General features: G+C 68.6%; 16 protein-coding genes. 3 read left to right on the top strand and 13 right to left on the bottom strand.

What is annotated here, in order from left to right:
- Window positions 1-8 precede the first annotated feature (8 nt).
- From KCG34_RS16260 to KCG34_RS16220, 9 genes are all read right to left on the bottom strand, one after another.
- A complete protein-coding gene (locus KCG34_RS16260; RefSeq protein WP_211936678.1) occupies window positions 9-1,589 on the bottom strand; it encodes an AMP-binding protein in 1,581 nt (526 codons plus the stop codon).
- A gap of 98 nt (window positions 1,590-1,687) precedes the next feature.
- Window positions 1,688-2,290 (bottom strand): sensor histidine kinase, encoded by a 603-nt coding sequence (locus KCG34_RS16255; RefSeq protein ID WP_211936677.1) that lies wholly within the window; start codon window positions 2,288-2,290, stop codon window positions 1,688-1,690.
- A gap of 172 nt (window positions 2,291-2,462) precedes the next feature.
- The gene (locus KCG34_RS16250) at window positions 2,463-3,134 is read right to left on the bottom strand and encodes a TPM domain-containing protein (RefSeq protein ID WP_211936676.1); all 672 of its coding nucleotides are present in this window, start codon (window positions 3,132-3,134) and stop codon (window positions 2,463-2,465) included.
- Window positions 3,135-3,144: 10 nt separating this feature from the next.
- The gene (locus KCG34_RS16245; RefSeq protein WP_249138051.1) at window positions 3,145-3,936 is read right to left on the bottom strand and encodes a TPM domain-containing protein; all 792 of its coding nucleotides are present in this window, start codon (window positions 3,934-3,936) and stop codon (window positions 3,145-3,147) included.
- Entirely contained in the window at window positions 3,933-4,565 is a 633-nt protein-coding gene (locus KCG34_RS16240) for a LemA family protein (protein WP_211936675.1), read from the bottom strand. The genes KCG34_RS16245 and KCG34_RS16240 overlap by 4 nt, the downstream gene beginning before the upstream one ends.
- 124 nt (window positions 4,566-4,689) lie before the next feature.
- Complete coding sequence (locus KCG34_RS16235) at window positions 4,690-6,138, bottom strand: efflux transporter outer membrane subunit (protein ID WP_249138050.1); 1,449 nt, start codon at window positions 6,136-6,138, stop codon at window positions 4,690-4,692.
- Between the two features lie 11 nt (window positions 6,139-6,149).
- Window positions 6,150-9,551, bottom strand: coding sequence for an efflux RND transporter permease subunit (locus KCG34_RS25940; RefSeq protein WP_249138049.1), 3,402 nt, complete (start codon window positions 9,549-9,551; stop codon window positions 6,150-6,152).
- Window positions 9,548-12,673 carry a multidrug efflux RND transporter permease subunit gene (locus KCG34_RS16225; RefSeq protein ID WP_211936674.1) on the bottom strand — a complete coding sequence of 1,042 codons (3,126 nt, stop codon included), beginning with the start codon at window positions 12,671-12,673 and terminating at the stop codon, window positions 9,548-9,550. The genes KCG34_RS25940 and KCG34_RS16225 overlap by 4 nt, the downstream gene beginning before the upstream one ends.
- 217 nt (window positions 12,674-12,890) lie before the next feature.
- Window positions 12,891-14,576, bottom strand: coding sequence for an MdtA/MuxA family multidrug efflux RND transporter periplasmic adaptor subunit (locus KCG34_RS16220; protein WP_211936673.1), 1,686 nt, complete (start codon window positions 14,574-14,576; stop codon window positions 12,891-12,893).
- Window positions 14,577-14,767: 191 nt separating this feature from the next.
- Between KCG34_RS16220 and KCG34_RS16215 the strand changes: the two genes are divergently transcribed.
- The gene (locus tag KCG34_RS16215) at window positions 14,768-15,994 is read left to right on the top strand and encodes a serine hydrolase domain-containing protein (RefSeq protein WP_211936672.1); all 1,227 of its coding nucleotides are present in this window, start codon (window positions 14,768-14,770) and stop codon (window positions 15,992-15,994) included.
- Between the two features lie 3 nt (window positions 15,995-15,997).
- Here the strand turns inward: KCG34_RS16215 and KCG34_RS16210 are convergent, their stop codons facing one another.
- The 3 genes from KCG34_RS16210 to KCG34_RS16200 all read right to left on the bottom strand — a co-directional run bounded on the left by KCG34_RS16210 (window position 15,998) and on the right by KCG34_RS16200 (window position 23,146).
- Window positions 15,998-17,242: a dicarboxylate/amino acid:cation symporter gene (locus KCG34_RS16210; protein ID WP_211936671.1), complete on the bottom strand. Its 1,245-nt coding sequence runs from the start codon at window positions 17,240-17,242 to the stop codon at window positions 15,998-16,000.
- Window positions 17,243-17,871: 629 nt separating this feature from the next.
- Window positions 17,872-21,156, bottom strand: a complete 3,285-nt coding sequence (locus tag KCG34_RS16205) for an acetyl-CoA carboxylase family protein (RefSeq protein WP_211936670.1) — start codon at window positions 21,154-21,156, stop codon at window positions 17,872-17,874.
- An 88-nt stretch (window positions 21,157-21,244) separates the two neighbouring features.
- On the bottom strand, window positions 21,245-23,146 hold the full coding sequence (locus KCG34_RS16200; RefSeq protein WP_211936669.1) for an ATP-binding protein: 1,902 nt from the start codon (window positions 23,144-23,146) through the stop codon (window positions 21,245-21,247).
- A 210-nt stretch (window positions 23,147-23,356) separates the two neighbouring features.
- Here KCG34_RS16200 and KCG34_RS16195 point away from each other — a divergent pair, with 210 nt between their 5' ends.
- A complete protein-coding gene (locus KCG34_RS16195) occupies window positions 23,357-23,698 on the top strand; it encodes a hypothetical protein (protein WP_249138048.1) in 342 nt (113 codons plus the stop codon).
- A gap of 70 nt (window positions 23,699-23,768) precedes the next feature.
- A complete protein-coding gene (locus KCG34_RS16190; protein WP_211936668.1) occupies window positions 23,769-24,287 on the top strand; it encodes a hypothetical protein in 519 nt (172 codons plus the stop codon).
- Here KCG34_RS16190 and KCG34_RS16185 read toward each other — a convergent pair.
- Window positions 24,250-25,221: a LysR family transcriptional regulator gene (locus KCG34_RS16185; protein ID WP_211936667.1), complete on the bottom strand. Its 972-nt coding sequence runs from the start codon at window positions 25,219-25,221 to the stop codon at window positions 24,250-24,252. The two genes, KCG34_RS16190 and KCG34_RS16185, sit on opposite strands and share 38 nt — an antisense overlap.
- Between the last annotated feature and the right edge of the window lie 35 nt (window positions 25,222-25,256).

Genomic DNA, 25,256 nt, shown 5'->3' with positions numbered 1-25,256 from the left:
GCGCGTCCTCAGATCTGCTTGACCCGCCCGGCCCAGTAAGGCGCGCGCACCTGGCGGCGCTGCACCTTGCCGGCCTCCGAGCGGGGGATGTCGGCGGCGAAGTCGATGCTCTTGGGGGTCTTGTAGTGGGCCAGGCGCTCACGGGCGAAGGCGATCAGCTCGCGGGCCAGGTCGTCCGAGGGCGCATGGCCGTCCCTTAGCGAGACCACCGACTTGACCGCCTCGCCCCACTCGTCGTCGGGCACGCCGATGGTGCAGACGTCCAGCACCGCCGGGTGCTTGACCAGTTCGTTGTCGATCTCCTGCGGGTAGATGTTGACCCCGCCGGAGATGATGCACTCGGCGGTGCGGCCGGTCAGGAACAGGTAGCCGTCCTCGTCGACATAGCCCATGTCTCCGACGGTGAAGTGGGTCCCGCCGTCCAGGGTCGCTTCCTGGGTCTTGCCCGGGTCGTTGAAATATTCGAACCGCGCCACCGGGCTGTGCTGGAAATAGATCGCGCCGATCTCGCCGGGGGCGCAGTCGCGGCCGTCCTCGCCGATGATCCGTGTGCCGAAGGCCGGGTCCAGCCGTCCGACGCTGCCCGGCTTGGCCAGCCATTCGGCGGAGTCGATGTAGAAGTTCCCGCCGCCCTCGCTGGCCGCGTAGTACTCGTAGAGGATCGGCCCCAGCCACTCGATCATCGCCCGCTTGACCTCCGGCGGGGTGGGGGCGGCGCCGTGCAGCACGAAGCGCAGGCTGGAAAGGTCGTATTTGCGGCGCACCGCCTCAGGCAGCGCCAGCAGGCGCTGGAACATGGTCGAGACCATGTGCACGTGGGTCACGCGATGGGCCTCCACCGCTTTCAGCCAGGCCTCGGGGTCGAATTTCTCCATCAGGGCGATGGTGATGCCGGCGTTCAGCGGCTGGGTGACGTCGAAGGCCAGCGGGGCGGCGTGATAGCCGGGCCCGCAGCACAGGTTGACGTCGCCGTTGCGCTCGTAGCCCTTCAGCGTGCCCGGCCCCCAGGCCGGCGGCACGATGATCGGCTTGGCGCGGAACACGCCCTTGGGCCGGCCGGTGGTGCCCGAGGTGTACATCATGGTCCCGCCATGAACCGGCTCGGGCGGGTCGTCGGGCTGTTCGGCCGCCAGCGCCGCGGCGTAGTCGCCGAAGCCCTCGATCGCCCCGCCGATGGCAAGCTTCAGCTGCAGCCGGTCGGTGACCGAGGCCAGGGCCGCCGCCGCGAAGTCGGCATGGGCGATGAAGGCCTTGGCCTGGCAGTCGGCGACGATATAGGCGACCTCGGTCGGACTGAGATGCCAGTTGATCGGGGTCAGCCGGGTGCCCGAACGCAGGTTGGCGGCCAGCACCTCGACGAATTCCGGCGTGTTGGGGCAGAGCAGGGCGATGTGGTCGCCGGGGCCGAGGCCCGCCCGGCGCAGGGCCGCCGCCAGCCGGTTGGCGCCGGCATGCAGCTCGGCGAAGGTGCGCTTGCCGCGCGGAGCGACGACGGCGATCCCGTCCGGCTTGATCGCCGCATAGAGCGACGACAGCATTCCCTTCATCGCCAACTCGGCGACCACGCCCGCGTCGACAGGCGCGTCCATGCCATCCATACCCGAACACTCCCTTCCGGCGCCGGCCTCTCAAGGGGACGGCTGCCTTCGGTGATCAGCATTCACCAACCGGAAGGATGCGTCCAGGCCTAACCGATAGGGAACTCCAGCCGCACCTTGACGCCGCCCTGGCACTCGGTCGCCAACTCGCCGCGGACCTGGTCGGCCAGCCCGCGGATCAGCCACAGGCCGAGCTTGCTGCGGTCCTGGGTCTGGTCGTCATAGCCGCAGCCGTCGTCGGCGATGACCAGCCGGGCCCGGCCCTCGCCCACCAGTTTCAGGCTGACGTCGACCACCCCGGCGCGGCCTTCCGGGTGGGCGTGGTTGATGGCGTTGGTGACCAGCTCGTTGGCGATGATGGCCAGGGCCGAAGAGAGTTGCTCGCGCAGCAGGATCTCGTCGGCCTCCACATGCAGCTGCACCGGCCGGCCAGCGATGCGGCGGCGCCACTGGCCCTGCATGTCCGCCAGGAAGGCGGCGAAATCGTACTGGTCGTGCATGACCATCTTCTGCTGCAGGGCGCCCAGCGCGCTGATCGCTTCCAGGATCCAGCCCAGCTGGCGCTTGGCCTCGGCGTCCGACGAGCGCTGCTGGCGCATGCGCGTCAAGGTGGAAAGCAACTGGAACAGGTTGGCGATGCGGTGGCGCTGCTCGGCGACGCCGTGATCTCTCGTGGCCGTCTCGTCCGTCACGCCTCGCCTCCTGGGCAATAACGCCGCTCTGTGACCGGGTACGTCAGATTGCACGCGTTGAAAACAGCGCAGGTCGCTGGTTCCGGTCGGGCCAGCCGCGGCGACACAATGAGCCCGGCGGCAGGTGATCTGCAATCACAAGTGCGAGCCAAATTGACGCGGGGGCCGCCGCTCAGATCTCGATCGCCTCTCCGCCGGGCGGAGAGGCGCGGTCGCCTTCGACGGGGCAATGGCGCGCCAGCACCGCGCCGCAGGATTCGATCGCCGCTACCAGGCCGCCGGCGATGTCGCCCTGGCGGATGCGGGCCAGGGCGGCGGCCACCGCCTGGTCCCAGGCCGCGTCGCCGACCTTGGCGTGGATCAGTTCGTCGGCGATCACCTCGACCCGGCGCTCGGCCAGGGAGGCGTAGATCAGTACGCCCGTTTCCGCCTCGGTGGCGTGCAGCCGGTGGGCGAACTGCTCAAGGGCGCGGGCATGCACCCGGGCCCGCTTGACCCGCGGCGGGGTCAGTACTCGCCGCGCCGCCGGCAGGGAGATCAGCAGAAGGCTGGCGGCGAACAGCAGGGCCTGGACCGTGGCGTAGCCCATCAGGATCGTCATCGGGTGGGGGTGGGCCATGGCCCCCGTGCTCCAGTCGCCTGTCGCGATGCGCTCCCAGGGCCGGAAACCCGCCAGCAGCACCACCGGCGGCCCGGCGAGGGCCAAGCCCGCGGCCCAGGCGAAGGCCGTCTCGCGATAGGCGCCGCTCTCATGCGCCACCACACAGAAGATCTCGCCCCGGGTCGCCGTCTCGGCCGTGGCGATGGCGTCGGCGATGCGTTGGTGGTCGCTCTTGCTCAGCATCGCCTGCCCCTTACCAACTGCCCGAGGCGCCGCCGCCACCGCCGGAGCCGCCCCCGCCGCTGAAGCCGCCGCCCCCGCCAAAGCCGCCACCGCCGAAACCGTCGTCGCCGCGATACCGCCCGCCGCCGCCCATGAACAGGAACGGCAGGAACCACCAGCCACCGCCGCGCCCTCGCAGCATCGAGCTGATGAACAGCACCACAAATATGATCACGATCAGGCCCTGCAGCGGCGAGCCGTGACGCCGGGCCGGGCGCTCGACGACGGCCTGCTGCGCTTCCTGCGCCCTGGCCTGCGCCTCTTCCGGCGACAGGCCGAGCTGCTGGACCAGGCTTTCGGTTCCGGCCACGACCCCGCCCTCGATGTCGCCGCTGCGGAAGCGGGGCAGGACGCTGCGCTGCAGGATGATGCTGGAGAGGCCGTCGGTCAGGACCGGCTCAAGGCCATAGCCGACCTCGATGCGCACCTTGTGCTCGCTGGGCACGACGATGAAGATCGCGCCGTTGTCCTTACCCTTCTGGCCTATGCCCCAGGTCCGCAGGAGCTGGTAGCCGAAGTCCTCGATCGGATAGCCCTGCAGGTCAGGCAGCGTGACGACAACGAGTTGGTCGCCGTTCTTGGCTTCCAGCGCCGCGAGCTCCGAGGTCAGTTTGGCCTGGGTGTCGGGCGAGAGCACATGGGCCTCGTCCACCACCCGCCCGGTCAGGGTCGGGAACTTGGGGTCGGCGAAGGCGCCCTGGCCGCCGGCAAGCGCCAGGACCAGGGCGAAGACCGCCGCCAGGACGGCGCCGAGCCGGTTCACGGCGCGGACGACGAGGGCGCGGGCGCAGCAGGGGCGAAGCTGATCTTGGGCGCGGCCTGGGCCTCGGTGGTGGCTTCGAACGGCTGCATCGGCTTGTCGGCCTTGTAGAGCGTGCCGGCCCAGATCACGCCCGGGAAGGTTTTCAGTTCGGTATTGTAGGCCCGGACCGCGTCATTGTAGTCGCGGCGGGCGATCGAGATGCGGTTTTCGGTCCCTTCCAGCTGCGACTGCAGCTCCATGAAGTTCTCGTTCGACTTCAGCTCTGGATAGCGCTCCTGGATCACCATCAGCCGGCCGAGCACGCCGGACAGCTGGTTCTGGGCCTGCTCGTACTGCTTGAACTTGGCGGGATCGGTGATGGTCGAGGCGTCGACCGAGACGTGGGTCGCCTGGGCGCGGGCCTGGGTCACCTCCACCAGCACGCTCTTCTCCTGGGCGGCATAGCCCTTCACCGTCTCAACCAGGTTCGGCACCAGGTCGGCGCGGCGCTGATACTGGTTCTGCACGTCGGCCCACTTGGCCTTGGCGTACTCCTCGCGGGTGGGGATGGTATTGATTCCGCAGCCCGCCAGGGCGACCGGCAGGGCGAGGGCGATGGCCAGCGTCTTGAAACGCGCGGTCCAGGACATTTGAGAAAAGTCTCCGTTGGTCGGCCGCGGCGCGGCCGAAACGCCGCTAATCTAATGAGCTTGGCCGCCCCGGCAACGGGAATGCGGGTGAATTGGGCGTAACCTTTCAAACCACTCAGTCAAGCTACTTCAGCTTCCCGTCCCAACCGCCGCCGAGGGCGGCGATCAGGCTGATGGAATTGGTGATGCGCTGGCCCTGGATCTGCAAGAGGGATTCCCGGGCCGAGAGGGCTGTCGCCTGGGCCACCACCACGCTGGTGTAGGCCACCTGGCCGGCGCGGTACTGGTTCAAGAGGATCTGCTCGGCCTGGTCGGCCGAGCTCGAGGCTTCCTGGCGATAGACCGCCTCGTCCTGTAGCACGCGGGCGGCGGCGAGGCCGTCCTCGACCTGCTGGAAGGCGCTCAGCACGGTCTGGCGATAGGTGGCCACGGCCTGGTCGTAGCCAGCCCTGGCGCCATGGACTCGCTCCAACGTCGCGCCGGCGTCGAACACGGTCTGGGCCAGGTTTCCGCCATAGGACCAGGCGGCGTTGGAGCTGTTGAACAGGCTCTTCAGCGCGCTGGAGCCGAAGCCGTAGGAACCGGAGAGGGTGATGTCGGGGAAGAAGCCGGCGGTGGCGACCCCGATCTGGGCGTTGGCCGCCATGGCCCGACGCTCGGCCGCGGCCACGTCTGGGCGCCGCTGCAGCAGGGTCGAGGGCAGACTCTCCGGCGTCGGCGGCGGCTTGGGGGTCCAGTCGGTGGCCGGCGCCAGGGTGAAGTCGGCGGGTGCCTCGCCGATCAGGACAGCGATGGCGTGCTCGGCGGCGGCGCGCTGGTTGTCCAGATCGACCAGCTGGGCCTGGGTGCTGACCAGCTGGGTCCGGGCCTGGAGCACGTCGCTCTTCGCCGCCACGCCGACCTTGTACTGGTTCTGGGTTATCTGCAGCGATTTCGCGTAGCCATCGACCGTGGCGGTCAGGAGGCGCTTGTTCGCGTCGGCCAGCCGCAGCTGGACGTAGTCGGCGGCCAGTTCGCTCTGGGCGGACAGGCGAGCATTGGCCAGGTCGGCTTCCGAAGCCTGGGCCGAGCCCTTGGCGCTTTCGACCGTGCGGCGGATCTTGCCCCAGATGTCCGGCTCCCAGCTGGCGCCGAGGCTGGCCTGGTAGCTGGAGGCGGCGGGGCTGCGCACGGTGGTCACCGCGCCGCCCGGGCCGATGGCGGTGGAAGTTCCGCCGCGCTGCGAGCGGGTGGCCGAACCGGTCAGGTCGACGGCGGGGAACAGGCTGGCCCGGTCCTCGGCCACCAGGGCGCGGGCCTGGCGATAGGCGGCCTCGGCGGCCTTCAGGTTCTGGTTGGAGACCAACACCCTGGCCTCCAGGGCGTTCAGCTGGTCGTCGCCGAACAGGGTCCACCAGTCGCCGCGGTCGACGCCGTCGGCGGGAGCGGCCGGCGTCCAGCCTTTGGTTTCCTTGAAGGCCGGAGGGGTCGTCACCGGCGGCCGATGATAGTCGGGGCCGACGGCGCAGGCCGACAAGGCGGCGCCGGCGGCCATCAGGGCCGGTATCAGGAGGTGGGTGGGCGAGCGGGCCATGGATCGCATTCCTAAACGGCGGGGCTCGGGCCGAGTTCGGCTTCGGGCGGGGCGACGCCCACGCCGCGGCTGAAGCGGCGCTCGTCATCCGAGCGACGACGGAACCGGTCGAGATAGAGATAGACCACCGGGGTGGTCAGGAGGGTCAACAGCTGGCTCACGATCAGTCCGCCGATGATGGCGATGCCGAGCGGTTTGCGAAGCTCCGAGCCCGTGCCGCTGTTGACCACCAGGGGCACGGCGCCCAGGAGGGCGGCGAAGGTGGTCATCATGATCGGGCGGAAGCGCAGGATACAGGCCTGGTAGATGGCGTCCCGCGTCGACAGGCCCTGCGAGCGTTCGGCGTCGAGGGCGAAGTCGATGATCATGATGGCGTTCTTCTTGACGATTCCGATCAAGAGGATGACGCCGATGAAGGCGATCAGGCTGAACTCGGTCTTGAACATCAAGAGCGCCAGGGAGGCGCCGATCCCGGCCGAGGGCAGGGTCGAAAGCACCGTCAGCGGGTGGACATAGCTCTCGTAGAGGATGCCCAGCACTATGTAGATGGCCAGGAGCGCCACGGCGATCAGGACCGGCTCGTTGCCGAAGGTGTCCTGCGCCTGCTTGGCGGTGCCGGCGAAGGCGCCCTGGACCGTGGCCGGCATGTGGATGGCCTGCTCCGCCTGGTCGATCGCGGCCACCGCCTCGCTGATCGAGTGACCGGGCTGGAGATTGAAGCTGAGGGTGGTGGCGACCGAGCCGTCCTGGTGGTTGACCGAAGTCGGGGCAGCGGACGGGCCGAAGCTGGTGATCGCCGCCAACGGGATCATGCGCTCACCCACGCTGGAGATGGCGACGCCGCTGGAGGCGCCTCTGGCAGGCGGCGCCGCGGGGCCGACCAGGCTGGAGGGGGTGCCTGCGGCGACCGAGGCCCCATTGGAGCCGGTGGCCAGCAGCGAGGTCTGGGACAGCGCATTGGTCGAGGCCGGCGCCGAGCCTGTGGCCGGGGCCGCAACAGCCGCCGTCGTGGCGGTCGAGCCGACATTGGGGTTGCTAGCCTTGGTGGTGGCGGCCGACTTGGTGGAGACATAGAGCCGGCGCAGCATGTCCGGCGCCTGGTTCCACTCCGGCCCGACCTCCATGATCACATGGTACTGGTTCAGCGCGTTGTAGATGGTCGAGACCTGGCGCTGGCCGAAGGCGTCGTAGAGGGCGTTGTCGATGTCGCCGGCGGTCAAGCCCAGGCGCTGTGCGGTGTCGCGGTCTATGGTCACGTAGCTTTCTAGGCCGTGATCCTCCTGGTCGGAATTGAGGTCGGTCAAGATCGGCTGCTTCTTCAGCTCCTCGCCCAACCGGGTGGCCCAGGTCTTCAGGGTCTGCAGGTCGTCGGCCTTCAGGGTGTACTGGTACTGGGCGAAGCTCTGACGCCCGCCCGCGCGCACGTCCTGCTGCGACTGCAGGAACATGCTGGCGCCGGTGACGCCCAGCATCTTGCCGCGCAGGCGGCCGATCACCTGGTCATCGGTCAGCTTGCCCTTGCGCTGGGACTCAGGGCGCAGGGCGATGAAGGTCTGGCCGCCGGCTGACCGACCTCCGGTGAAACCGATCACCTGCATCACGTCCGGGTCTTCCTTGATCAGGTCGACATAGCGGCGCAGGCGCGATTGGGTCAGCTGGAACGACGCGCTCTGGTCAGTCTGCATGAAGCCGCTGAGCTCGCCGTTGCTCTGCTGCGGGAAGAAGCCCTTGGGCAGGACGCCGTAGAGATAGATGTTCAGGCCGACGGTCAGGGCCAGGATCAGAAGGATGATCGGGCCAGAATCGAGCGACCAGAGCAGGGCCTTGCGATAGGCCCGGGCCATGGCCTCGAAGGCGTCCTCGGAGAAGCGGGCCAGGCGTCCCTGCTCGTGGCGCGGCTTGGGCCGGCCGGCCATGTAGGCGCACATCATCGGGGTGGTGGTGAGCGAGATGGCCAGGGAGATCAGGATCGAGGTTGAGAGCGTCACCGCGAACTCGCGGAACAGCCGCCCGACGATCCCGCCCATCAACAGCACCGGCAGGAACACGGCGATCAGCGAGACGCTGATCGAAAGCACGGTGAAGCCCACCTCGCGGGCGCCCAGGAGCGCGGCGTCGAACCGGTTCATGCCCTGTTCGATGTGGCGGGTGATGTTCTCCAGCACGACGATGGCGTCGTCGACCACGAAGCCGGTGGAGACGGTCAGGGCCATCAGGGACAGGTTGTCCAGGCTGTAGCCGCACAGGTACATCACCCCGAGCGTGCCCAGCAGGGAGACGGTCACCGCCACCGCGGGGATCAGGGTCGAGGAGGCCGAGCGCAGGAACACCGCCACCACAACCACCACCAGCAGGGTGGCGATCAGCAGGGTCTTCTCCACCTCTCGCAGCGACGCGCGGATCGAGGTGGTCTGGTCGACCGCCACATTCATGTCGATGTCGGCCGGCAGGGCCGCGCGCAGCATGGGCAACTGGGCCTTGATCGCATCGACGGTCTTGATGACGTTGGCGCCGGGCTGCTTGGTGATGAACACCACCACCGAGGGCCGGGCCTCCGAAGGCCTGCCATCCTCGGCCGAGCGGGCGGAGAACAGGCCGAGATTGTGCACGTCCTCCTGGCCGTCGCGGACCAGGGCCACGTCGGACAGCCGCACGGCCGAACCACCCCGATAGGCGATCACCAGGGGCGCGTAGTCGGCGGCGACGACGCCGGCGTCGTTGGTATAGACCTGCAGCCTCTGCCCGCCCTCCTCGACCACGCCCTTGGGCCGGTTGGCGTTGGCCGAGGCCAGGGCCGCGCGCACGTCCTCCATGCCGATCCCGTAGTGCGCCAGGGCGTCGGGATTGAGCTCGACCCGCACCGCCGGCAGGGAAGCCCCGCCGATATTGACCTCGCCGACCCCTTCCACCTGGGACAGCTTCTGCTGGATCAGGTTGGCGGCCACGTCATAGATCTGGGTCGGCTTTCGTGTCGCCGAGGTCAGCGAAAGAATGATGATCGGCGCCGCCGAGGGATTGGCTTTGCGATAGGTCGGGTTGGACTTCAGCGTCGAGGGCAGGTCGATGCGCGCCGCCACGATTGCGGCCTGCACGTCGCGCGCCGCCCCGTCTATGTCGCGGTCCAGGTTGAACTGCAGCACCACCGTCGACTGGCCGACCCGGCTCTGCGAGGTCATTTCGGTGACGTCGGAGATCAGGCCCAGATGCCGCTCCAGGGGCGTCGCCACGCTGGTGGCCATGGTCTCCGGGTTGGCGCCCGGCAGGCCGGCCTGGACGAATACGGTGGGGAAATCCACCGTCGGCAGGGAGGCCACGGGCAGCAGGAAATAGGCCGCGATCCCGGCCAGGGCCAGGCCCAGGGTCAGGAGGGTGGTGGCGATCGGCCGCCGGACGAAGGCCTCGGAGAAGTTCATGGGACCGGCGCCTCGGGCCCCGGCGGGGCCAGGCTGACCTGCTCCAGCCCCGGCGTGCGGTCGAGCCGCCGCGCCAGGCGGTCGAACTGCAGGTAGATCACCGGGGTGGTGAACAGGGTCAAAAGCTGGCTGACGATCAGCCCGCCGACGATGGCGATGCCCATGGGATGGCGCAGCTCGGAGCCGACGCCCCAACCCAGCATCAGGGGCAGCGCGCCGAACAGGGCCGCCAGGGTGGTCATCAGGATCGGGCGGAAGCGCAGCAGCGCCGCCTTGTGGATCGCCTCGCGCGGCGCCAGCCCCTCCTCGCGCTCCGCCTCCAGGGCGAAGTCGATCATCATGATGGCGTTCTTCTTGACGATGCCGATCAGGAGGATGATGCCGATGATGCCCATCACCCCCAGGTGCTGGCCGAACAGCATCAGGGCCAGGAGCGCCCCGACCCCGGCCGAGGGCAGGGTCGAAAGGATGGTCACCGGGTGGATGTAGCTCTCGTAGAGCACGCCCAGCACGATGTAGACGGTGACGATCGCCGCCAGGATCAGCCAAAGCTCGTTACTCAGCGAGGCCTGAAAGGCCTGGGCGGCGCCGAGGAAGGTGGTGTTGATGGTGGCCGGGATCTTGATCTCGGCCTCGGCCTTCTTGATCGCGTCCACCGCCGCGTCGATGGAGACGTTCTGGGCGGTGTCGAAGGAGATGTTGGCTGCCGGGAACTGGCCGACGTGGTTGATCTGCAGCGGCGAGGCCTGGCGGCGCAGGGTGGCGAAGGCCGAGAGCGGGGTCGGCGTCCCCGAGGTCGACTGCATGTAGATCTGGCTGAGCGCCTGGGGCGATTGCAGCAGCGTCGGGTCGGCCTCCAGGATCACCCGGTACTGGTTCGACTGGGTGAAGATGGTCGAGATGATTCTCTGGCCGAAGCTGTCATAGAGGATCTCGTCCACCGTTGCGGGCGTGACGCCCAGGCGGGCGGCGGTGGCGCGGTCGATATCGATGAACATCGACTGGCCCTGGTTCTGCACGTCGGCCGAGACGTTGCGCACCTGGCGCACCTGGCCCAGCTTGTCCACCAGCTTGGCCGCCCAGGCGTCGATGTCCTGCTGGTTCGAGCCCTCCAGGGCGAACTGGTACTGGGTCGGGCTGACATTGGCGTCGATGGTCAGGTCCTGCACGGGCTGGACAGCCAGGCTGATCCCGGCGACCTGGCTGGCTTCCCGGCGCAGTCGCTCGGTGATGGCCGAGGCCGAGGCGGTCCGGTGGCCGTGCGGCGTCAGGGTGATCATCAGCCGGCCGCTGTTCAGGGTGTTGTTGGTCCCGTCGACGCCGATGTTGCCGGTCACGGAGACCACGTCGGGGTCCCTGGTCAGGAGGCTTGCCAGCTGCTCCTGCAGCTGGGCCATGCGGCCGTAGGAGACCGACTGCGGCGCGGTGGTGACGCCCTGCAGGAGGCCGGTGTCCTGGGTCGGGAACAGGTCCTTGGAGATCACCATGTAGAGCAGCACCGTCACCACAAGGGTGGCGATGGCCACGGCCATGGTCAGGGGCTGGCGGTCCAGCACCCACTGCAGCGCCGCGTCGTAGCGTTCGATGGTGTCGTCGAACAGACGCTCGACCCGGCCAAGGAAGGTGTGCGGGTCGTGCGCCACGTGCGGCTTCAGCCAGCGGGCCGCAAGGGTCGGGGCCAGGGTCAGCGACACCACGGCAGAGAGCACGATGGTGACCGCAAGCGTGATGGCGAACTCGCGGAACAGCCGGCCGACCACATCGCCCATGAACAGCAGCGGGATCAGGACCGCGATCAGCGACACGGTCAGGGAGATGATGGTGAAGCCGATCTGCGAGGCGCCCTTCAGCGCCGCGTCCAGCGGCCTTTCCCCCTCTTCGATATAGCGGGAGATGTTCTCCAGCATGACGATGGCGTCGTCGACCACGAACCCGGTGGCGATGGTCAGGGCCATCAGGGTCAGGTTGTTCAGGCTGAACTTCATCAGGTACATGAAGGCGAAGGCGCCCACCAGCGACAGCGGCACCGAGACCCCGGCGATGAAGGTGGCCGGGCCGCTGCGCAGGAACACGAAGATCACCGCCACCACCAGGAACACGGCGAGCAGCAGCTCGAACTCCACGTCCTCGACCGAGGCGCGGATGCCGGTGGTGCGGTCGCTGACCACGGCGGCGTCCACACCGGCGGGCAAAGAGGCCTCCATCTGCGGCAGGGCCTTCTTGATCGCATCGACCGTGGTGATGACGTTGGCGCCTGGCTGGCGCTGGATGTTCAGGATCACCGCCGGGGTGGTGTTGTACCAGGCGCCGAGGCGGCTGTTCTCCGCGCCATCGACCGCCTTGGCCACGTCCCGCAGCCGGATCGGCGAGCCGTTCTTATAGGCGACGACCAGGTTCATGTAGCTGTCGACGTCGGTCAGCTGGTCGTTGGCGTCGATATTGACCGCCTGGGTCGGGCCATCGAACGAGCCCTTGGCGATGTCGGTGTTGCCGTTGGAGATGGCGGTGCGAAGGGTCTCCATGGTCATGCCGTTGGCCGACAGGGCCTGGGTGTTGACCTGGATGCGCACGGCCGGGCGCTGGCCGCCGGAGATCGAAACCAGACCCACGCCGGGCAACTGGCTGATCTTCTGGGCGATGCGGGTGTCGGCCAGGTCCTCGACCTGGGTGAGCGGCGTGGTCTTGGAGGTCAGGGCTATGGTCAAGACCGGCGCGTCGGCCGGGTTGACCTTGGCGTAGATCGGCGGGGCCGGCAGGTCGGCGGGCAGGAAGTTGCCGCCGGCGTTGATCGCCGCCTGCACCTCCTGCTCGGCCACGTCGAGCGACAGGTCGAGGTTGAACTGCAAGGTGATGACCGAGGCGCCGCCCGAGCTGACCGAACTCATCCGCTTCAGGTCGGCCATTTCGCCGAGCTGGCGCTCCAGCGGCGCGGTGACGGTGGTGGCCATCACGTCCGGGCTGGCCCCGGGATAGAAGGTCTGCACCTGGATGGTCGGATAGTCGACCTCGGGCAGGGCGGACAGCGGCAGGAACTTGAAGGCGACCAGGCCGGCCAGGAGGATCGCCGCCATGAACAGCGACGTGGCCACCGGCCGCAGGATGAACGGGCGGGACGGGCTCATTGAGGAAGTCCCTTCTCCCCCTGTGGGAGAAGGAGGGGCCCGCGGCGAAGCCGTGGGAGGATGAGGGGTCGCGCAGGCGCTTCAGCAAAGATGAGCGGGTAAGACCGGATAGGCCGGCGCGACCCCTCATCCTCCCATTCGCTTCGCGAACGGGCCCCTCCTTCCCCCACAAGGGGGGAAGGGGAAACCAACTGGGCCTCGCCGATCGCCGAAGCCATTATTGCTGAGCCCCGGCGCCCTGGCCCCCGCCGCCGCGCATCTGGGCGCGCAGAGCCTCGAACTTGGTCTTCTGCTCAGGCGTCAGTATGGCCTCGATCTTCGGCATGGCCTCCTTCATGGCGGCGCGGCGCGCCTCCGGGTCGGGGCCGGCGGCCATGGCCTTCTGGCGCATGTCCGAGAGGATCGGGCGGATCTTCTCCTTCTGGTCAGGCGTCAGGTCCAGCTGGTCCATCATCGCCTGGAAGCGGGCCCCGCCACGGCCGCCGCCCGGCGCGCCTGCGCCGCTGCTCGCCGCCTGGCCGGCGCCGGACGAACGACCGGACCCGGCCGCCGCCTGCTCGCCCGCCGCCGGCTTGTGGCCGAACAGGCCGGTCAGCCAGGCCCAGAAGCCCTGCTTCTCCGGCGGCTTGTTGGCCTTCTGCATGGCGGGCACGTCGGCGGGCAGGATCACCGGGGCGCCGTCGCGCAGGCGGTCGCCGCCATCTGTGACCACCTCGTCCCCGGCCTGCACGCCGGACAGGATCTGGGTCTTCTCGCCATTGATCTGGCCGACCTTGACCGGCGTCATCTTGGCGTTCTGGTCCAGGTCGACCGTGTAGACATAGTCGCCCTGCGAGCCGTGGCGCACGGCCTGGGTCGGTACGACGATGGCGTCGTGGATGGTGTCGACCAGCAGGCGGATGTTGACGAACTGGTTGGGGTAGAGGGCGCCGGTTCCGTTGGCGAAGCGCGCCTTGGCCTTCACCGTGCCGGTCGAGGTGTCGATCTGGTTGTCCAGGGTCAGGAGCTGGCCCTGGGCGACGGTCTGGGCGCCGGCGCGGTCGAGGGCCGTGGCCGCCAGGGTGGCGCCCGACCGCATCCTCGCCATCACCTGGGGCGCGGAATCCTCCGGCAGGGTGAACACCACGTCCATCGGGTCGATCTCGGTGACGATGACGATGCCGTTGGTGGCCGAGCTGGTCACATAGTTGCCGGGGTCGACCTGACGCAGGCCCACCCGGCCCGAGACCGGCGAGGTGATGTGGCAATATTCGACGTTGAGCCTGGCGCTGGCCACGGCGGCCTGGTCGGTCTTGACCACCCCCTCGTCCTGCTTGACCAGGGCGCTCTGGGTGTCGACCTGCTGCTGGGCGATGGAGTCCTGCTTGGCCAGGGTGGTGTAGCGGGTCAGGTCCAGTCTGGCGTTGGCCAGGGCGGCTTGGTCCTTCATCAGCTGGCCCTCGGCCTGGGTCAGGGCGGCGACATAGGGCCGGTCGTCGATCAGGGCCAGCAGTTGCCCCGCCTTGACCATCTGGCCTTCCTTGAAATCGACGCGCATCAGATTGCCGGCGATGCGCGGGGTGACCGTGACGCTGGCCAGCGGCGTGACCGTGCCGAGTTCGGTCAGCTCGATGGGGATGTCGCCCTTCTGGGCGGTGGCGACGCCGACGACGGTCGGCGGTCTGCGCCCGCCGCCCGGCCCGCCTGCGGCGCCACGGCCGCCGCGGCTACCGGCGCCGCCCGGCCCGCCGGGCCCGCTCTGGCCGCCGCCGTCATGAGGCGTCGCCAGCCAGGCGACGCCGATGAACACGACGATCGCGGCGCCGGCCCACAGCGCCGAGCGCCAGGCGGGCCGCTTGCGCGGCGGCGGGGCGCGATAAGGGTGGGCGCCAGGCGGCGTCGAGCCAGATTGCGGCGCGCTCATTCGTCCTCCAGAGGGCGGCGGATAGTCCAGTCGAGCCCGTGCGCAGACATGCCTGTCGCCTGTAGCTCAGCCAGGCTCGTTTGGACTTCCTCTACGACGGCTTCAAGGCGATGGTGTCTCAAGCCTGAAATTTGCCCGCAGCTTTACACTTGCTTGACGTTGGCTTGATGCGGGGATGGGGAGAATAGCGCATGCACGGCAGGACCGAGGTCGCCGGACTATCCTTGGAGCGTCTGGCCCACATCGACCATTTTCTCCAGACCCAGTATCTCGACACCGGCAAGCTGAAGGGTGCGGTGGTGCTGGTGCATCGCCGGGGCGAGACCGCGCACCTGGGGGTGCTGGGGGCGATGGACGCCGAGCGGGGCCGGCCGATGCGGGCCGACACCCTGTTTCGCATCTATTCCATGACCAAGCCGGTCACCAGCGTGGCCTTCATGATGCTGGTGGAACAGGGGCTGGTCGCCCTGGACGATCCGGTGGCCAAGTATATCCCGGCCTGGAAGAACCTCGGGGTCTACGACGGCGGCTTCATGGAGACCTTCCGCACCAAACCGTGCGAACGGCCGATGCTGATCGTCGACCTGCTGCGCCACACCTCGGGCCTGACCTACGGCTTCCAGCAGCGCAGCAATATCGACGCCGCCTACCGCAAGTTGGGCATTGGCGAGATCGAGGTTCAGGGCACGCTCGACAGCATGATCGAGGCCCTGGCCGGCCTGCCGCTGGAGTTCTCGCCGGGGACGGCCTGGAACTATTCGGTTTCGACGGATGTGCTGGGCTATCTGATCGGCAAGATCAGCGGCCAGCCGTTCGAGCAGTTCCTGCGCACCCGCCTGTTCGATCCGCTGGAAATGGCCGACACCGGATTCTACGCCCCGCCCGGCGAGGCGGACCGGCTGGCCGCCTGCTACACCCTGACGCCCAAGGGGGTCGTCTTGCAGGACGACCCGGCGAAGAGCCCGTACCTGAAGCCGCCCAGCTTCGTCTCCGGCGGCGGCGGTCTGGTCTCCACCGCCCAGGACTACCTGCGCTTCTGCCGCATGGTGCTGAACGGGGGCGAGCTGGACGGGCGGCGCTATCTCAGCCCCAAGACCATCCGCCAGATGGGGCTGAACCACCTGCCGGGCGGCCAGGAACTCGCCACCATGTCCCGCTCGCTGTTCAGCGAGGCGGCCTATGCGGGCCTGGGCTTCGGCCTCGGCTTCTCCACCACCGTCGATCCCGCCGCGACCCTGATCCCGGCCACCGTCGGCGACCTCTCCTGGGGCGGGGCCGCCTCGACCTTCTTCTGGATCGACCCGAAGGAGGAACTGATCGCCATCCTGATGACCCAGCTGATCCCCTCCTCCGCCTACCCGATCCGCCGGCAGCTGAGGACCCTGGTCTATTCGGCGCTCACGGAGATGAATGGGTGAGGCTCAGGCCTCGGTCGCCGTCATCTCCCCCAACTGCCCCTCCCACCGCGCCACTACGCTCGCGGCGACGGAATTGCCGACCACGTTGGTGGCGCTGCGGCCCATGTCCAGGAGGTGGTCGACGGCCAGGACCAGGAGCAGGCCGGCTTCTGGCAGGTGGAAGAAGGCCAAAGTGGCGGCGATCACCACCAGCGAGGCGCGCGGCACGCCGGCCATGCCCTTCGACGTGACCATCAGTATAAGGAGCATCAGGATCTGCTGGCCGATGGAGAGCTGGATCCCGTAGGCCTGGGCGATGAACAGGGTGGCGAAGGTGCAGTACATCATCGACCCGTCCAGATTGAACGAGTAGCCCAGCGGCAGGACGAAGCTAGCGATGCGCCGGGCGACGCCGAAGCGCTGCAGGGCTTCCAGGGTTCCGGGATAGGCGGCCTCGGAGCTGGCGGTGGAGAAGGCCAGGACCGCCGGCTCGCGGATCAGGCCGAACAGGGTAAGCGCCCGCCGCCCAACCACCGAGGCGCAGGCGGCCAGCAGCAGGCCCCAGAGGATGGCCAGCGACAGGTAGAAGCCGCCGACGAACTTGGCGTAGGTGATCAGGACCCCGACGCCATAGTGGGTCACGGTGGCGGCCAGGGCGGCGAAGATGGCCAGGGGCGCCAAGCTCATCACATAGCCGGTGACCTTCATCATCACCCGCGCGACCTGCTCGGAGAACTGGATCACCAAGGGCGCGCCGTCCGGGGTGGCGGCGATGGCGAGACCGAAGAGCACCGAGAACACCACGATCTGCAGGATCTCGTTCTTGGCCATGGCGTCGACGATCGAGGACGGGATCACGTGGGCGACGAAGTCCTTGATGTTGAAGCTCGTCGTGTCGACCGCCTGGGCCGCGCCGGCGGCGGGATGCGGCGGAGCGAGGCCGACGCCGGGGTGCAAGAGGTGCACCATAAGAAGGCCGATGGTCAGCGAGACCAGCGAGGCGCCGATGAACCAGCCCATGGTCTTGGCCCCCACCCGCCCGACGGCGGCGGCGTCCTCCATGTGGGCTATGCCCGCGATCAGGGTCGAGACCACCAGGGGAGCGATGATCATCTTGATCGCCTGCAGGAAGGCGAAGGTGACCACCCCGAAATAGCCCTCCCACCGCGCCCTGGCGGCGTCGTCGGGCAGCCAGCCATGCAGCACATAGCCCGCGGCGATCCCCGCCAGCATGGCGGCGACCAGCAGAATGGTGAAACGGCGGTTCATGCAGCCCCTTTAGGTCAAGCGGGGCAACATAGCGAAGGCGGCGCCTATGAGAACCCCTTCCCCCTTGCGGGGAAGGGGCAGGGGATGGGGGTGAACCTCAGTTTCGACCGACTTGGGCGCTGACACCCCCGCCCCAACCCCTCCCCGCAAGGGGGAGGGGCTCTTTTGGGCGTGCGGCCCGGATTGTCCCTTAAGTCTTGGTGGCGTGTCTTGCTGGGGTCTACGGCTTCACTATCAACCAAGGCCTTCAGGGATGGTTCGCAGTCGGGGACTGGCGACCGGAATTCAGTTGCACACTCAAGGCGACAATAGTGGCATCGTTTCCACGACGCGACCGTCCACCCCCAAATCCACTAGGTAGTAGGTCGGATTGATAGGTGCGAATGCGGAGGCATATAGGAGCTCTCTGGTGCAATGAGCGGGGGGTCTTGTTCCCCAAGCAACACCACACCGACCAACCGATTTGGGCGAGCCCAGTATCCGAGTGACTTGGCTGGCGGTCATGCCGGGCAAAATCTTATCGAAGCGGGCTTCGAGCATTTTGTCATAGGCGATGGATCGGATGACAAATGCAGCGGCCAAGAAGATCGCTGCTAGGCCGGCGAAGGTTCTAAGTTTCATCTATCCCCTCACCACGTATCCACGAACCTTCTTCGCCCGCCGCCCTCCCGCGGCGCGCGCGACTTCAGCCCCCGCACGATCCAGGCCCGCGACTCGGCCGGGTCGATCACCGCGTCGATCTCCAGCACCTGGGCGACATTGACCGCCTTGCCGCGCTCGTAGCTCTTGGCCACCAGCTGGTCGAACAGGGCCTTCTTGGCCTCGGGCGTAGTTTCGGCCTCCAGTTCCTTGCGGTAGCCCAGGCGGACGGCGCCCTCCAGGCCCATGCCGCCGAACTCGCCGGTGGGCCAGGCGATGGTGAAGAAGCTGGCGGGGAAGGTGCCGCCGGTCATGGCCTGGGCGCCCAGGCCGTAGCCCTTTCTGAGCACGATGGCGTAGATCGGGACCTGCAGGGCGCCGGCGGTGACGAACATGCGCGAGCCATGGCGCACCGGCGCGGTCTTTTCCGAATCCGGACCGACCATGAAGCCGGGGGTGTCGCACAGCGACAGGATCGGCAGGTCGAAGGCGTCGCACAGCTGCATGAACCGGGCCGCCTTGGTCGCCCCTTCGGAATCGATCGCCCCGCCCAGGAAGCGCGGGTCGTTGGCGATCAAGCCCACCGGGCGGCCCTCGATGCGCAGGAAGCCAGTGATCATGCCCTTGGCGAAGCCGGGGCGGATCTCCAGGAAGCTGTCATCGTCGGCCAGAAGCCGGATCAGGGCGCGGACGTCATAGACGCGCAGGCGGTTCTCCGGGATCGACCGCCGCAACAGGCGCTGGTCGGCGCAGGTCCAGCCCGCGACCGGCCCCTGGAAATAGGCCATCAGCCGGCGGGCGAGGTCGGCGGCGTGGACCTCGTCGTCGGCCACCAGGTCCACCACCCCGTTGGCGTCCTGCACCGAGATCGGCCCGACCTCCTCCGGGGTATAGACCCCCAGGCCCCCGCCCTCGATCATCGCCGGACCGCTCATGCCGATGGTGGAATCCTTGGTGGCGATGGTGATATCGCTGCAGCCCCAGAACACCGCATTGCCGGCGAAGCAGCGCCCGGCGGCGATGCCGATGCGGGGGGCGAGGCCGCTCATCCGCGCATAGAGCTCGAAGGTCGGCACATCCAGGCCCGTGGCCCCCAGGCCGTCGGTATCGCCGGGCCGCCCGCCGCCGCCCTCGCAGAACCAGATCACAGGCAGCTTTTCGCGCTCGGCCACCTGCAGGATGCGGTCGGTCTTCTTGTGGTTGGCCGTGCCCTGGGTCCCGGCCAGCACCGTGTAGTCGTAGGCCAGGACGGCGCAGCGGCTCCTGTCCTCGGGGAACAGAGCGCCATTGACCTGGCCGACCCCGGTGATCAGACCGTCGGCCGGGGTGTTCTTCATCAGGTCGTCGGTGGAGCGGCGGCGGCGCTGGGCGGCGATGGCCAGGGCGCCATATTCGATGAAGCTGCCCGGATCGACGATGGCGTCGACGTTCTCCCGCGCGGTCCTCATGCCGAGCTTGCGCCGCTTGGCGACGGCCTCGGGGCGATGGGCGTCGAGGCCGAAGTTGCGCCGCTCGTTCAGTTCGGCGAGGTCGGGGCGGATAGCGTCCAGGTCCACCGCCTCGGCGGCTGCCGCCGCCGCCCCCTCGATCTCGGCGGGCTCGAGGAACAGGATCGGTTGGCCCTCGAACAGGGTCTGGCCGGCATGGGCGGCGATGGCGCGGACGATCCCGCCTTCGCTGGCCTCGACCAGGTGCTCCATCTTCATGGATTCCTGCACCGCCACCGCCTGGCCGGGGCGCACCACATCGCCGTCGGCGACGCTGATCGAGACCAGGAGCCCCTGAGTCGGTGCGGCGACTGCGACCATGCCCTCGGGCGTGTCGTGGCCGTGCTGGGCGTGGGCCGGTCCGGCCGCGGCCGGCTCGAAGAAGCGCGGCTGGGCGGCGTCGGCCTCGGCCAGCAGAAGGGCGATGTCGCGCTCGACCAGGGTGGTGAACACCCGCCCCTCGCGCACCTCGGGCCGGCCGACCAGGGCGCGCAGCAGGGCAAGGTTGGTCTCGACCCCGGTCAGGCGGAACTCGTCCAGCGCCCGGCCGGCCTTGGCCAGCGCGGCGGAGAAGCCGCCGGCGCGCTGATGGACGATCACCTTGGCCAGGAGGGAGTCGAAATTGGGGTTGGTCGCATAGCCGGCATAGCCGTAGCCATCGACCCGCACGCCCGGGCCGGAGGGCGGCTCGTAGAGGCCGATCACCCCGCCGGTGGGCTTGACCGCGCCGGTGGCGTCCATGGTTTCGGTGTTGAGCCTGAGCTGGATGGCCCAGCCCATGGGCGCCGGCGGAGTAGTGAGGCCCATCTCGGCCAGGGTGGCGCCTTGCGCCGCGCGGATCTGGGCCGCGACCAGGTCGACGCCGCAGACCTCCTCGGTGACCGTGTGCTCGACCTGCAGGCGGGCATTGGCCTCGATGAACACGAACCGGCCTTCGGCAGAGCCGGCGTCGACCAGGAACTCGAAGGTGCCCAGGCTGTCGTAACGGACCTCGTGGGCCATGCTGAGGGCCGCCTCGGCCAGGCGTTCGCGCAGAGCCTCGGGCAGGTTGGGGCTGGGCGCGATCTCGACCAGCTTCTGATGCCGCCGCTGCAGGCTGCAGTCGCGGTCCCACAGGTGGACCAGCCCACCGTGACGGTCGCCCAGCACCTGGATTTCGACGTGACGGGCGGTCTCGATCAACTCCTCGACATAGAGCGCCCCGTCGCCGAAGGCGGCCTTGGCCTCCGAGCCGCAGCGCTCAAAGGCGGCCTCGATCTCGGCGCCTTGGCGCACGGCGCGCATCCCGCGCCCGCCGCCGCCGGCCAGGGCCTTGATCATCATCGCCCCGCCCTCGCCTAGCCCGGCGAAGAAGGCGTGCGCATCCTCCAGGTTGACGCCTCGGTCGAGCCCGCGGGCGGTCGGAACCCCGACGCGCGCCGCCAGGGCGCGGGCGGCGGCCTTGTCGCCAAACAGGGCCAGCGCCTCCGGCTTGGGGCCGATGAACGCCAGGCCCCGCTCGGCGCAGCGGGCGGCGAAGGCGGCGTTTTCGCTCAGGAATCCGTAGCCCGGGTGGACGGCGCCGCAGCCGGCCTCCAGCGCCGCGGCGATCACCGCCTCGCTATCCAGATAGGCCCGCGCACCGGCGCCCTTCAGCGCCACGGCCTGATCGGCGGCGCGCACGTGCAGCGAGCGGGCGTCGTCCTCGGAATAGACCGCGACCGATCGGAGGCCCAGGGCGGCGCAGGCCCGGGCGATGCGGATGGCGATCTCGCCGCGGTTGGCGATCAGGACGGCGTCGAAGGCCATGGGGCGGGTCCGCTGAAAACACTGGGACCGCCAGACAATTCGAACGCTTGTTTGATGTCAAATAGAGAACCTGTGCGGGTTCTCGCAGTCAGCCCAGCTCGACCCGCTTCAACGGCGCGGCCGGGGCGACCCGCTCGATCGCCTCCTGCAGCTTGGCCAGCTCGATCGGCTTGCCGACATGGGCGTCCATGCCGTTTTCCAGATAGGTCTTGGCGTGGTGCGGCAGGGCGTTGGCGGACACGGCGATGATCGGGGTGCGGGGGCGGCCGGCGGCCAGCTCCTCGGCGCGGATCGCCTGGGTGGCGGCGATCCCGTCCATCACCGGCATCTGGATGTCCATCAGGATCAGGTCGAAGCTGTGCTGACGCCAGGCCTCCACGGCCAGCTGGCCGTTCTCGACCATCTCCAGCTCGACGCCGAAGGACTGCAGGATGGTCTTCAGCACCAGCTGGTTGGTCGGAATGTCCTCGGCCGCCAGGACTCGCATGGCCCGCTTGCCGGCCGCCAGGTCGGCGGTGTCGGCGGGGGCGGCGGCGACGCGGGTCAGGGGCAGGGTGACGGTGAAGGTCGAGCCCTTACCCTGCTCGCTGTCGACCTCGATGGTCCCGTGCATCAGGCGGGCCAGCTCGCGCGAGATGGCCAGGCCCAGGCCCGTGCCGCCGAAGCGGCGCGTGTTGGAGCTGTCGGCCTGGCTGAACTTCTGGAACAGCAGGGGCATCTGCTCGGGGGCGATGCCAATGCCGCTGTCGGCCACGGTCAGGCGCAGGCCTTCGCCGCCGCCCGGCCCGTAGCCGTCGATCAGCACTCGGACCTCGCCCTCGCCGGTGAACTTGATGGCGTTGGAGACGAGGCAGCTCAGGATCTGCTGCACGCGGCCCGGATCGCCGCGGCGCACACCGCGCGCGGCCGGCTTCACCTCGATCTTGAACTTCAGGTTCTTCTTGGCCGCGGCCACCTCGGCGAAGGCCTGGATGGTCTTGGTCTCCAGCATCTCTGCGCTGACCTCGCCATCCTCGATCTCCATTCGCCCGGCCTCGATCTTCGAAAGGTCGAGGATGTCGTTGAGGATGGCCAGAAGGTCCTCGCCCGAGCGGCGGATCACCGCCACCCGCTCGCGCTGGTTGGGGGCCAGGTCGCCCAGGGCCATGATCTCGGCCATGGCCAGCACCCCGTTCAGCGGCGTCCTGATCTCGTGGCTCATATTGGCCAGGAACTGAGACTTCAGCACATTGGCCGCCTGGGCGGCGTCGCGCGCCTCCACCAGGTCGCTCATGGTCGCGTGCAGGGCGCGGTCGTTGGCCTGCAGCTGGGCCAAAAGGGTGTTGAAGCTGTCGGTCAGCTCGCCGAATTCGTCCTTGGCCCAGTTGGGCACCCGGCCGGAATAGTCGCCGCTGTCGGTGACCTCGCGCATGGCGCGCGAGAGGATGTTGACCGGTTGCACCACCCGCTTGGCCAGGGCGCGGCCCATGAACAGGGCCATGGCGACGGCGGCGAAGAACAGGCTGCCGCAGACCGCCAGATAGCGGAGCAGCAGTGCGCTGAACGGCGCGCTTTCCGAGGTGACGGCGACCTGGCCGAGAACCTGGCCGTCGTGGACCACCTGCGCGCGGCTGTCGATCAGCTCGCCGCCCCTGGGCGGACCGAGGCCCGGCGGCTCGTAGTCGATGACAACGCCGCCGCCCGGATTCTTCACCACGATATGGCGCACGCCGCCGACCACGTCGAACATGGTCGCCTCGCGTCGCGCCAGGCCCATGTCGCCGGCGGCAAGGCTGGGCTCAAGCTCGCGCGCCACCAGCTCGGCCAGGTGGCCGCGCGCGCGGATGTGGTTCGAGCGCTCGGACCGCCACTGCTCATAGAGGAACAGCGCGCTGGCCAGGGCCAGCACGGCGATGGCGGTGGCCAGGGCTGTGACGGCGATGCGGTGCTCGAAGGTGATCCCCCGAGCGCCCACCGTCGGACCCGGCTCCAGTTGTTCGCTTCCCGTCAAAACAAGCCCCGAGATCCCATCGGCCCGCGGGACCATATGTCGCAACTTCCTAACGCTTCGCTTCGACGCGTCACACGCTCGGCTATGGCCAGGTTTGACGCCATGGCGCGAGCTTTCGTCGCGCCTGCTCTTTTTGATTGCGAAATCCTTAAACTAGCTTAAGGTTAACACTGCTTAGCTAATTGCGGGCCACGCCCCCTGGAGGACCGAGTGGAAAAAGCGCTGATTGCTCAACGGGTCGCCAACAAGTTGTTTGCGACAGAGAATGCGGTGGACGCCGCCATCCTCGAAGCGAGCCAACTTCTTGCCGGCATGATCGAAGCGCGTCAGGAAATCGGCTTCTCGGCGGTGCTGGGCTCCGATGCGGCGGCCAAGATCGGCGTCGCGCTGAACGCCCTGACCGAAGCCCGCGCCGCGGTGGTCGCTTCGCACAACGAACTGGCCGAAGCCAAGCTGCGCCTGGGCATCCGCACGCGGATGATCGGCAGCGGTCCGAAGTCGTTCGGCGAAAACGTGGTCACCGGCAGCGCCAACGACCGCCTCGCCGGCTGAACTTCGATAGTTCAGGTATTTTAAGACTTCTACTGTATCCGCGCCTCGAGCCTTTGGTCCGGGGCGCGGAATGTCTTTGGTTTCATACCTCAGCAACGTCTACACCCAGTTCGGCCTGGGCCTTTTGACGCTCACCTGCGCCTATGCATGGTGGAAAGGCGGCAGGGCCGAAAAGTTGGGCATGATGGTCGTCGCGGGTTGCTGGATCGGCAGCGACCTGCTCCGCGCGATCAGCGGCGAATTGATCCCCACAGTGATCCTGTTCGGCGCCGACGCCGCATTTTCGATCGGCCTTTTGATCATCGCCATCCGCTACGCCAGCGTCTGGGTCGGCATGGCGATGCTGCTGGAATCGATGCTGTTCGCCCTGCACGGCATCCAGCTCGATGACGCCGACGCCCCGCGCTGGCGCGGCATGGTGGTCTACCTGCTGCTGAACAACATGATCAGCTACTCGGTGCTGCTGATCTTCGCCGGCGGCACGACGGCGAACATTCTGAAGCTGCGCGCCCTGCGCAAGCCTCGCCCGGCCGAGCCCACGGCCGGCGGCCTCAGAGCTGAGCCGCCGCCGCTCGCAAGCAGCCTCTGAGCCAGGCGATCGGCGCCGTCTCGCCGACCTCGCGCCGCCACAGAGCCTCGATCTGGATCAGCGGCGAGGCGTAGGGCGCCTCGAACAGCCGAAGGTCATAGTGGGCCGCGAGCGTGGTCGACAGCCGCCGGGGCGTGATCGCGATCATGTCGCAGCGGCTGACGATGGCCAGGGCGCTATGGGCGTCCTGCACCCTCAGCGCCACGGTGCGGCGCAGTCCCGCCCGCGCCAGGACCTCGTCGACCTCGCCGCGGTCGTCCCAGAACACCCGCCGCTCCAGTCCCGTCTCCGTCACGCGCCCGTCGACCGCCACGTCCTCTTCCGACGAGCTCATCAGGACATGCGGCGTGGCGGCGATGTCGGCCAGGGTCAGGACTCCCGCCCGGGCCGCCGGATGGTCGGCGCGCACGGCCCAGACCATCGCCTCCGAAAAAAGGGCCTCGCGCTCGTAGCTGGGGGTCGAGCGGCCGAAAGCGCCGATGGCGAGGTCCACCCGGCCGGTCATCAGGTCTTCGCCCAGGGTCGCGGCGGCCAGCTGCAGGCGGACCTCGGCAAGGGGCGCGGCCTGGCGGATCATGGCGATCACGGTCGGCATCAGCACGGTCGAGGTGTAGGCGCCGGCGGCGATGGTGAAGCGGCGGCGCGTTTCGGCCGGCACGAACTCGGCCGGCGCTACGGCCAACTGCAGATGGCGCAAGCCCTCGTGCAGGCGGGGCGCGATCTCCAGCGCCCGGGCCGTGGGGCGCATGCCGGCGGGGCCGCGCACGAACAGCTCGTCATCCAGGGCGTAGCGCAGCCGGTTCAGGGCGTGGCTGACCGCCGATTGCGACAGTCCCAGCCGCGCCCCGGCGCGGGTCACGCTGCCCTCCTCGGCCAGGGCGTGGAACACCCGCAGGAGGTTGAGGTCGAGGGCGGCGAAATGAATCTCCGGCATATCCGTCGTGATAACTTCTCATTTGGCTCATGGGA

Source organism: Phenylobacterium montanum, from assembly GCF_018135625.1.
Taxonomy (GTDB): domain Bacteria; phylum Pseudomonadota; class Alphaproteobacteria; order Caulobacterales; family Caulobacteraceae; genus Poindextera; species Poindextera montana.
The sequence above is the reverse complement of the archived record's forward strand: the minus strand, read 5'-3'. Positions and strand labels throughout refer to the sequence as shown.